This window comes from Parabacteroides sp. PM6-13 (assembly GCF_029892605.1).
GTDB lineage: Bacteria > Bacteroidota > Bacteroidia > Bacteroidales > Tannerellaceae > QVMG01.
Window position 1 is genome coordinate 44,819 of sequence record NZ_JARXWF010000019.1, and the last position, 10,359, is coordinate 55,177.

General features: G+C 45.2%; 11 protein-coding genes and 1 tRNA gene. 9 read left to right on the forward strand and 3 right to left on the reverse strand.

Features of this window, described 5'->3' with window-relative positions; genetic code table 11:
- Positions 1 to 15: 15 nt before the first annotated feature.
- The gene (gene pepT, locus M2134_RS14685) at positions 16 to 1,233 is read right to left on the reverse strand and encodes a peptidase T (RefSeq protein ID WP_280758213.1); all 1,218 of its coding nucleotides are present in this window, start codon (positions 1,231 to 1,233) and stop codon (positions 16 to 18) included.
- An 84-nt stretch (positions 1,234 to 1,317) separates the two neighbouring features.
- Positions 1,318 to 2,721 (reverse strand): amidophosphoribosyltransferase, encoded by a 1,404-nt coding sequence (locus M2134_RS14690; protein ID WP_280751893.1) that lies wholly within the window; start codon positions 2,719 to 2,721, stop codon positions 1,318 to 1,320.
- A gap of 330 nt (positions 2,722 to 3,051) precedes the next feature.
- Between M2134_RS14690 and M2134_RS14695 the strand changes: the two genes are divergently transcribed.
- Entirely contained in the window at positions 3,052 to 3,333 is a 282-nt protein-coding gene (locus M2134_RS14695; RefSeq protein WP_280751894.1) for a hypothetical protein, read from the forward strand.
- Positions 3,334 to 3,679: 346 nt separating this feature from the next.
- On the opposite strand, the gene porQ is transcribed toward M2134_RS14695, so the two are convergent.
- Entirely contained in the window at positions 3,680 to 4,678 is a 999-nt protein-coding gene (porQ, locus tag M2134_RS14700) for a type IX secretion system protein PorQ (RefSeq protein ID WP_280751895.1), read from the reverse strand.
- A 278-nt stretch (positions 4,679 to 4,956) separates the two neighbouring features.
- Between porQ and M2134_RS14705 the strand changes: the two genes are divergently transcribed.
- The 8 genes from M2134_RS14705 to M2134_RS14740 all read left to right on the forward strand — a co-directional run bounded on the left by M2134_RS14705 (position 4,957) and on the right by M2134_RS14740 (position 10,122).
- A complete protein-coding gene (locus M2134_RS14705; RefSeq protein WP_280751896.1) occupies positions 4,957 to 5,649 on the forward strand; it encodes an energy transducer TonB in 693 nt (230 codons plus the stop codon).
- A gap of 76 nt (positions 5,650 to 5,725) precedes the next feature.
- Positions 5,726 to 6,700: a polyprenyl synthetase family protein gene (locus M2134_RS14710; protein WP_280751897.1), complete on the forward strand. Its 975-nt coding sequence runs from the start codon at positions 5,726 to 5,728 to the stop codon at positions 6,698 to 6,700.
- On the forward strand, positions 6,697 to 7,479 hold the full coding sequence (locus M2134_RS14715; protein ID WP_280751898.1) for a TatD family hydrolase: 783 nt from the start codon (positions 6,697 to 6,699) through the stop codon (positions 7,477 to 7,479). Before M2134_RS14710 ends, M2134_RS14715 begins: the two co-directional genes overlap by 4 nt.
- Positions 7,480 to 7,633: 154 nt before the next feature.
- Positions 7,634 to 7,721 (forward strand) — tRNA-Ser (locus M2134_RS14720).
- Between the two features lie 111 nt (positions 7,722 to 7,832).
- Positions 7,833 to 8,561 carry a MotA/TolQ/ExbB proton channel family protein gene (locus M2134_RS14725; RefSeq protein ID WP_280751899.1) on the forward strand — a complete coding sequence of 243 codons (729 nt, stop codon included), beginning with the start codon at positions 7,833 to 7,835 and terminating at the stop codon, positions 8,559 to 8,561.
- An 8-nt stretch (positions 8,562 to 8,569) separates the two neighbouring features.
- Positions 8,570 to 9,043: a hypothetical protein gene (locus M2134_RS14730; protein WP_280751900.1), complete on the forward strand. Its 474-nt coding sequence runs from the start codon at positions 8,570 to 8,572 to the stop codon at positions 9,041 to 9,043.
- Between the two features lie 24 nt (positions 9,044 to 9,067).
- Positions 9,068 to 9,655, forward strand: coding sequence for a biopolymer transporter ExbD (locus tag M2134_RS14735; protein ID WP_280751901.1), 588 nt, complete (start codon positions 9,068 to 9,070; stop codon positions 9,653 to 9,655).
- Positions 9,655 to 10,122 carry a biopolymer transporter ExbD gene (locus tag M2134_RS14740; protein WP_280751902.1) on the forward strand — a complete coding sequence of 156 codons (468 nt, stop codon included), beginning with the start codon at positions 9,655 to 9,657 and terminating at the stop codon, positions 10,120 to 10,122. Before M2134_RS14735 ends, M2134_RS14740 begins: the two co-directional genes overlap by 1 nt.
- Positions 10,123 to 10,359: the final 237 nt, after the last annotated feature.

Consider the following 10,359-nt stretch of genomic DNA (forward strand, 5'->3'; position numbering starts at 1 on the left):
GATGTTTTTTGTTTATTATTGTTGAGCCAGTAGCTCGATTATTTTTTGAATTGTTTGTCTGCTCTTATCCAGTGAAGGAACCGGCAGGTATTCGTAGCGCCCGTGGAAGTTATGCCCACCGGCAAAGATATTCGGGCAGGGAAGTCCCATAAAAGAAAGACGCGCTCCATCGGTTCCTCCGCGGATCGGCTTCACAATCGGTTTCACGCCCACGGCTGTCATCGCTTCGAAAGCCAGGTCGATGATATGTTGCTGCGGAGCGACAATCTCTTTCATATTATAGTATTGATCGCGCATTTCCAGGGAAGTGCTTCCGGGGTGTTTCTCATTCATCCGACTGACCAATTGCTGTATGTTCTCTTTTTTCTTTTCAAAGAGTTCCCGATTGTGGTCACGGATAATATAAGAGAGGCTGGCCTCCTCCACCGTTCCTGACATAGCCGTCAGGTGATAGAAACCTTCGTATCCGCTGGTCGTTTCCGGTCGTTCGGTCACCGGCAGCCAGGAGGCAAATTCAGTTGCCAACAGGGAGGCATTGATCATCTTATCTTTAGCCGTTCCGGGATGCACATTCAATCCTTTAAAGGTTATTTTAGCAGCGGCGGCGTTGAAGTTTTCATACTCCAGTTCCCCGATCTGTCCGCCATCGATCGTATAGGCCCAGGCACAACCGAACTTCTCCACATCGAAATGATCAGCACCCTGGCCGATCTCTTCATCAGGCGTGAAGGCAATGCGTATCTTGCCATGCGTCACTTCCGGATGGGCAAGCAGATACTCCATAGCAGAAACAATGGCAGCAATGCCCGCTTTATCGTCAGCACCCAACAGGGTTTGTCCGTTTGTCACGATGATATCCTGCCCGATATAGTCCGACATCTCCGGGAACATCTTCGGAGAAAGCACCACACCGTCGGCTTCCGAGAGCACAATATCACCACCCTGATAAGCGACTATGCGGGGCTGCACCTGCGCACCCGACATATCGGGGCTGGTATCCATATGCGCGATAAAACCTATTGTCGGGATTTCTTTATCGGTATTGGCCGGCAGGGTGGCCATCAGGTAACCATTCTCATCGAGTGTTACCTCTTCCAGCCCCAGGGCTTCAAGCTCTTTAGCCAAAGCTTCAGCAAACACCATTTGTCCGGGTGTACTGGGTGTTGTTCCTGTCTCTTCATTAGATTCTGTATCGTAAGAGACGTAGTTTAGAAAGCGTTTAACAGTAGTCATAGATGTAAGATAAATTGATAATTGATAATTGATAATTGATACGACATCCTTCATTATCAATCATCCATTATCAATTATCCATTATTAGAAATAGCTACTTCCATCGTAGCAATGCGTGCAAACACACTCTCTGGGCAGTCCGATGGAGGCGATTAAGTCTTCAATTGTATTAAACTTCAATGTCGTGATATTGAGTTTCCGACGTATGCAATCGATCATGGTATTGTATTGCTCCGACCCTGTCGTGGCATACTTATCCAGATCTTTGGAGGCATCTCCTTCGAGTTCCTGAATGATACGACGTGCGATCAGCTCCATCGACGATTTGGATGCCGTGAAACCGAGGAACGGACAAGAATGAAGGATCGGCGGACAACCCAGGCGCATATGCACCTCTTTGGCGCCGTATCCGTACAGGATATTCACATTGTCGCGCAACTGGGTACCACGCACGATGGAGTCGTCACAGAAGATAACCCGCTTGTTGCGTAGGAGTTCCCGGTTGGGTATCAGTTTCATCTTTGCCACCAGATCACGTACCGACTGGTTGGCAGGCGTAAAGCTACGTGGCCAGGTCGGCGTGTATTTGATGATGGCGCGGCGGTAAGGGATTCCTTTACCTTCGGCATATCCGAGCCCCATGCCAATGCCGGAGTCGGGAATAGCCGCTACATAGTCGGCCTCGACATCGTCCTTTTTAGCCATTGCCAAGCCACTGGCATAGCGAGCCGCATCGACGTTGATCCCTTCATAGTCAGACACCGGATAGCCATAATAGACCCAAAGGAAAGAGCAAACCTGCATCTTCTTATTGGGCGCTCTCAATTGTGTCATGGAGTCAGCAGTCAATAACACCGCTTCGCCCGGCCCTACGTTGTACTCCAGTTCGAAGTTCAGATTCGGGAAGCTGCAAGGCTCGCTCGACGCGGCATAGGCTCCCTCTTTTCGACCGATCAATACCGGGGTGCGCCCATATTTGTCGCGAGCGGCAATCAGACCGTTTTCAGTCAGTATCAACATCGAACAGGAACCTTTTATCTTTTCTTGTACGATCTCGATCCCTTCCGTAAACGTTTTTCCCTGAGAGATCAGAAGAGCGATCAGCTCTGTCTGATTGGTCAAGCCGGAGCTAAGCTCAGTGAAATGGGCGCCTTTCTCAAGCAACTCTTTTTCCAGTTCATCCAGGTTATTCACTTTGGCTACCGTCACGATAGCGAACTTCCCCAAATGGGAATTGACGAATATCGGTTGCGGATCCGTATCACTAATGATCCCTATCCCTGAGTTTCCTTTGAATTTATCCAGGTCTGCCTCGAAACGAGTACGGAAGTAGGAGTTTTCAAGATTATGAATAGAGCGTCTGAAGATGCCTTCATGAAGCGTTGCCATCCCCCCTCGCCGGGTACCTAAATGTGAATTGTAATCCGTGCCATAAAAAAGATCGGTAGCACAAGCCGATTTTGATATAGTCCCAAAAAAACCACCCATTGTGTCTTTATTGTTAAGCTATTATTATTAGGAGGGCAAAGGTAAGAGAATATTTTCAGATACGAGGAATCTTTCGATAGATTGCGAGATATATTCCAACAAGAAATTGAACCGATGGTGGGCACTATTCAAAAAACGTCAAAATACAAAATGTAAGCAAAAAGGCGATTTCGCTTTACAATATGATACGTTAAAAAGTGTTACTCGCAGGACTAATTTTAAATACCCCTACGTTTTTGGAAAAATAGTCGGGCGATTTTGACAAAATGATATTTCGCTTATGAAAAAAAAATCACTATATTTGTATGTGAAGATATCAATCATATAACTATGGAACAAACGTACAATACAAACAACGAAGCCGACAATCAGGACAACCTCAATGAGCCTGTGCCCGTCTACCAAACAGAGGATTTTTTAGTCGAGGAGCCAGGCGGAATTTCCGGAGGGATATCAAAATCCGGTTATCAACAGTGGCTAAACAAGAAAAGAATATTAGATGAGCACTATATTGAGAAGTGTGCAACGCAGACTTTTGAAGAAGCCTTAGCAGAGGCGTTAACACCGGAAGCGTTTATGACAGAGATGGAGAAAAGAATTAGGAAATGGTAGAAAAACCTATAGTTACTTTCCATCCGGCTGTTATAGATTATTTAGATGGATTGAGCCGTTATCTGTATGATTCTGACTATTTTGGTTTTCAAGAAAACGCTATTCGGTATGTAAGCACAATGGTTCAGTATATTTCCAAAAATATCCATTTGAGCCCATCAAGAATATCGCCTTCATATTTTTCTAAATACGGGAAAGATTTACGCTATATTCTATACTGCCCAAATCAGAACACTACTTGGTATGTTTTTTTTCAAAACAAGGAGAATCAATATCTTGTTCGATATATCACAAACAACCATGTCGAAGGACATTACATCCGATAAGACTATGCGTCTCAGCTCCCCTATGGTCGGAAATCAGAAAGAGTAGTTGAAAGGCTTATCATCAGTGCCATGGCGGAGGGATGGTATTGAGCGACCGAGACACCGAGATCGAAATGACTGATCTTCACGCCGGCACCGGCCGAGAAACCGCCTAAGGTATTACCACTTTGCAACTTCATATCCATGCCTCGCTTGGGGTTATACCCCACACCTACCCAAAAATTTTCAGAGGGAATAAAATCGACACCGAACACCAGGTGCTTAAAGAAAGTCTTTCCAAAACCATCATCCGCGTCATCGTCTGTTGTTTGATCGATAGACTTAAACTTCCAGCGGTTCAGGTATTGCCCGGTTATGGAGAAACGGAAAGGGGCATGAGGGAGTTTTTTGGAGATACCCAGCTGGATATCCCAGGGAATAGGTTGCCGCTCCTCTTCATAGGCTTTCACTTGGGCTCCGATATTCTTCAGGGCAAAGCCGAACGAGAATTCTTTCTCAGAATTATAATAGGTAAGACCGGCATCGACAGCCAAGCCGAGCGACGTATATTCGGCAAAGGTAGAATAAAGCAGCTTCAACGAAAGACCACCCCGCCAGCGCTCCGAGAGGTCGTAGGCATAGATGCCCTGCAAATTAATATCGCTACCCGACACACTGCCACCGGCTATATTCTCCGCGGAGTATTCACGGATATCGCCGTAGTGCAGAAACGACGCGCCAATAGCCCAGGCACCCCGTTCTTTATGCGCCTTCGCATAGAGCGCGCTACCGAGGTTGATATCCGAAATATAATTCATATAATTCAGGTTGACCATCCCGTCCATTTCGCCCCCCAGTAAGCCCGGATTGTGAAAAGCCAACGAAGGATCGCGCTCGACCAGGGAAACCGATTGGCCGCCTAACGCGTTGATACGAGCCGACGCGGGGAAACGCAGGAAGCCGAATACCTCGTTACCGTTTTGAGCCTGCAGCCCCACCGAAAAAAGGATAATACCCAGGAGATATATAATTTTTTTCATGTTTTCTTCAAGAAAATGAATTCAAAGATATAGTTTTTCAAAAAAAAGCCTTTTCTTTACCGCCGCAAAAATAGGAAGAGCAAAGAGGCTTTCTTATCTGAAACGGAAAAATCCGCAAAAAGGTATATATAGACCCTCTTTTTTCTTTATAGCTTAAAAAAATGCTAAAAAGAGTTGGATTTTATTCGAAAAGTTCGGAGTATCCTATTTTATTACTATTTTTGTAAATGGATTAGATCCATAAGAAGAAAAACACATTATTAATCATAAGTAAAAGTATGGAAGTAAAAAAATCACCGAAAGCGGATCTGGAGGGCGGTAAAACACTAAGCATCCTTATGGGGCTGGTTGTTGCGCTTGCTTGCCTGTTCGTAGGTTTCGAATGGGGAACCCGCGATATCCAGATAGCAACTGCAAGTGAAGGTGTCGCTGACATCGTTGCAGAAGAAGAAATAGAGATCACACGTCCGGAGGAACTACCTCCCCCTCCCCCACCCCCACCAGTACAGGCTGCTCCTGAATTGTTGAACGTGGTAGAAGACGACGTGGAACTGGAACAACAAGAGATCTTATCTACAGAAGACGACCAGTCGGCTGCCCAGGTTGAGACCTATGTTGCTCCGACAGTAGTAGAAGAAGAAGAGGAATCAGACAATCAGATCTTTACCGTAGTAGAAAAGATGCCTTCTTTCCCTGGTGGTGATGCTGCACTTTTGAAGTTTGTGAATAGCTCCATCAAGTATCCGGTAATCGCACAGGAAAATGGTATCCAGGGTCGCGTAGTTATCTCCTTCGTGGTAAATCGTGACGGTTCGGTAGTAGACGCGGAGATCGTTCGTGGACAGGACCCTTCTTTGGACAAAGAAGCCTTGCGCGTGATCGGCACCATGCCTAAATGGTCACCAGGTGAGCAACGCGGAAAACCGGTTCGTGTAAAATACACCATGCCAATCCAGTTCCGTTTACAGTAAGAACGGTCGATACAAATGAATAGAAAAAAAAGGCTGTGTACGCAGCCTTTTTTTATTTTACAAAAAACAAGAAACCATGTTATCCTTTCAGCAAATTCTCGAACGAATCGAATCGGAAATCAGCCGATTATCCCTCGACTATCCACCCAAAAGCCTGTATGACCCCATCGAGTATATCCTCTCACTGGGCGGCAAACGCATCCGGCCCGCCTTGGCACTCATCGCCTGCAACATGTACAGCGACAACCTGGACACGGTCATCAATCCGGCGTTAGGCATAGAGGTATTTCATAACTTCACGCTATTGCACGACGACCTGATGGACGAAGCAGATGTGCGACGCAACAAACCGACGGTCCACAAAAAATGGAACGCGAACGCCGCCATTCTCTCGGGTGACGCGATGCTGATTGTAGCCTACCGCCTGATAGCCGAAACAGAGGCATCCCACCTGAAAGAGGTATTGGATCTTTTCACACAAACAGCGGCGGAGATATGCGGCGGACAGCAGTATGATATGGAATTTGAATCGCGCATGGATGTGACAGAGGAGGAATACCTGGAGATGATTCGCCTGAAAACAGCCGTATTGTTGGCCTGCAGCTTGAAAACAGGCGCTATACTGGGTGGCGCGTCTAAAGAAGACGCGGATCACCTCTATGCCTTTGGCGTGAACATCGGCCTGGCTTTCCAATTACAAGACGATTTATTAGATGTATATGGCGACCCCAAAACATTCGGCAAGAATATAGGCGGGGATATTCTCTGCAACAAAAAGACCTTTATCTTGATCAACGCCTTGAAGCGCGCCAATGAGGATCAACGGAAAACGCTTACGGAATGGATCGCTCGAACGGAGTATGACGCGCAGGAAAAGATCGCGCTGTTTACCTATATATATAATGAGTTAAACTTAAAACAACTGGTAACGGCAAAAATGCAGACGTATTACCAAGCGGCTATCGCCCATCTGGACGCGCTGCAGGTGGCACCTGAGCGGCGGGAGGTATTGATAGAGGTGTGCAACCAATTACTTTACCGCCAATCATGACCCAAGGATTGATCGATACGCATTGCCATTTATACCTGGAAGAGTTCGATTCGGATCGCGAAGAGGCGATTATTCGGGCGAAGGAATCGGGTATAGAGGCGCTATTATTACCCAATGTCGATACGGAGACGATCGACCGGATGCTGGATCTGGCGGATCAACATCCGGACTTCGCCTTTCCGATGATGGGACTACACCCAACGAGTGTGGATGGCGACTATGCCAAAAACCTGGCGAAAACAGAGTCAGCATGGGCAAAGCGATCCTATTGCGGCGTGGGCGAAATAGGCATCGACCTGTATTGGGACAAGAGCTGGCTGAAGGAGCAAAAGATCGTGTTTGAAGAACAATTGCGATGGAGCATCGACAAAGGACTGCCTGTAGCGATTCATACGCGGGATGCCTTTCCGGAGGTGTTCGACAGCATCCATAAGGTAGGAGCCAACAAGCTAACGGGTGTATTCCATAGTTTCAGCGGAAACGAGGAGGAGTTGGAAGAGATAAAAAAAATGCCGGGCTTCCTGATCGGAATCAACGGCGTGATCACCTTCAAAAATTCACGCTTGAGCGAAGTGATTATACAGACATCAATCGACCATATTCTGCTCGAAACAGACGCTCCCTATCTTGCGCCGGTGCCCTATCGGGGGAAACGAAACGAGCCGCTCTATCTTTGGAAAACGGCTGATAAGATCGCCTCGGTATATGGGATAACACTGGAAGAAGTCATTAAAAAGACTCAAAAAAACGCATTAAATTTGTTTAGAAATATTAATTAAGGATGTATAGATGTAACTTTTTACGAGAATATCCGATTTTATTGCTTGGAATCGATGTTTATGTCGCGCAAAAACTTTAGATTTGTGCGCTGAAACATTTGCAAATGCGATTTTTTTCGTATTTTGCGCTCGTTTTAGAAGGATATGAGACATTGGAGAGATGCTCGAGTGGTTGAAGAGGCACGCCTGGAAAGCGTGTATACGCCTAAAGTGTATCGCGGGTTCGAATCCCGCTCTCTCCGCGAAAAGAGAGAAATATACCATGACGCTATTTATATACCATGATAAGGATCAATCAATAAGAAACTTAAAATATAAAAAGAGAATTATTAATCTTAAAAATTGAACACACAATGAAAAAGTTATTTGCAAAAGCATTCTTGGGTTTGTGCGCCCTTGGAACCTCTACAGTCGCATTCGCGCAGGAAGCCGTTGTTGAAGGTGGTATGCACCAAGCGTTAAAAACTAAATTTATCGAGGGTGGTGCCGACTTTATGAGTTTGGTAGCTATCACGTTGATCTTAGGTTTGGCCTTCTGTTTGGAAAGAATTATCTATCTGAATCTGGCTGACACAAACGCAGACAAATTATTACAAGAATTAGAAGAAGCACTGGACAAAGGTGACGTAGAAGGCGCTAAATCAATCGCTCGCGACACAAGAGGTCCGATCGCTTCTATCGCATATCAAGGCTTGATGAGAATCGACCAAGGTATTGATGTAGTTGAAAAATCAGTTGTTTCTTACGGAGGTGTTCAGAGCGGTCTGCTCGAAAAGAACCTCTCTTGGGTTACCCTGTTTATCGCTATGGCTCCGTCATTAGGGTTCTTGGGAACAGTAGTAGGGATGATCATGGCGTTCGACAAAATCGAACAAGTAGGTGATATCAGCCCGACGGTTGTTGCCGGTGGTATGAAAGTGGCTTTGATCACAACAGTAGGTGGTCTTGTGGTTGCTTTGATCCTGCAGGTATTCTATAACTATTTGTTAAGCAAAGTAGAAGGCATCCTGAACAAAATGGAAGACGCTTCTATCACATTGCTTGATATGGTTATTAAATACAACCTTAAATTCAAAAAATAATTACGATTATGGCAGTTACTAAAATTAGAAAAATATCCAGTTGGACACTGATCGTTTCAGTAGTGATCAGTGTAGCCGTACTGCTAGCCTTCTTCCTGGGAGGGATAGTAGACCCGGCTGCTGAGATGAAAGAACCTATTTATACAGGCTTGCTGTTGAATTGGATCTATGTCATCTTTGCCATTACAGCCGTTAGTACACTTATTTTTGCCCTCTGGCAGTTTATCAGCATGTTCAAAACAAATCCCAAAGGCGCTATGCTGGGATTGGGTGCTTTGGTATTATTTGCCGGTTTGATGATCGTATGTTATATGATCGGTGACGGAACTCCGTTACCTCTGGTAAGTGCAGACACAGCTAAATACAATATTCCGATGTGGCTGAAGGTTACAGACATGTGGATCTATTCTATCTACGCTTTAGTTGCCCTATTGATCCTTGCGATTGTGTGGGGAAGCTTGAAGAAAATTTTTGGCAAATAATAAACGACTTTAGAATAAGAGAACATGGGAAAAAAAAGAAAGACACCAGGAATCAATGGTTCTTCTTCTGCTGACATTGCTTTCATGTTGCTTATCTTCTTCCTTATTACCACCTCAATGGATACGGACCAAGGGTTAGCACGGCGCTTGCCGCAGCCACCTCAGAAGGACCAAGAGAAAGAAGATATGGATATCAAGAAAAGAAATCTAATGGTTGTGATGATCAACAGCAGCAACCAGATTTTGGCTAACAACGAGCATATTGATATCTCCCAGCTGAAAGATATGGTAAAGGAGTTCATTGAGAATCCATATAATGACGAACATAAACCCGAAAAGTTGGAAGAGGATATTCCTTTCTTCGGAACCATGATGATAACGAAAAACCACGTGATCTCCTTGCAGAATGACCGTGGTACGGAATATCAGGCATACATCAATGTGCAGAACGAATTGGCAAGAGCCTACAACGAACTGCGTGACGATGTATCCAAGAAGAAATTCGGGAAAGTATATGTTGATTTAGATGAAGAACAACAGGATGCTGTGCGTAAGATCTATCCGCAAAAGATATCTGAAGCAGAACCTAAAAATTATGGAGGGACGAAGTAATGGGAAAATTTAATAAATCGGGCGGACGTGAGATGCCTGAATTGAATACATCATCATTGCCTGACTTGGTATTCGCCTTCTTGTTCTTTATCATGATGGTAACCTCTATGCGTGAAGTAACATTGAAAGTAGTCTTCCGCGCACCTCAGGCAACTGAGTTGCAGAAGTTAGAGAAAAAGTCTTTGGTAACCTTCCTGTATGTAGGAGAACCGACGACTGAGCACCGCGCACAAATGGGTACTGCTACTCGTTTGCAGCTGAATGACAACTTCGCTGAAATCTCTGAGATTCAAGACTACATTGCGCAGGAGAAATCAAGTATGAAAGAAGAAGACGCACCGTTTATGACGGTATCTATCAAGGCGGATAAAGAAACCAAGATGGGTATTATCACCGACGTGAAGCAGGCGCTTCGTGAAGCGTATGCATTGAAGATTAGCTATTCTGCTCGTACTGCCGGATCCTAATCGGAAACATAACACATAAGGAAGAAGGGCGAAACCGTTTGGTTTCGCCCTTCTTTTGTTTATTCAAATCCTTACAAAATTTGAAAGATTGGAAGGTGCTAAAGTCCGGAAGGACTTATACTTGGATAATAAGTAGAGTAAGCGCGGTCTCTTGAGACCCAGCGCTTACTCTGGGTTGTACAAAATCCTTCCTTGACACTTCAGTTATGGAGTTTAATCCATATTGGTGTAGTTTTA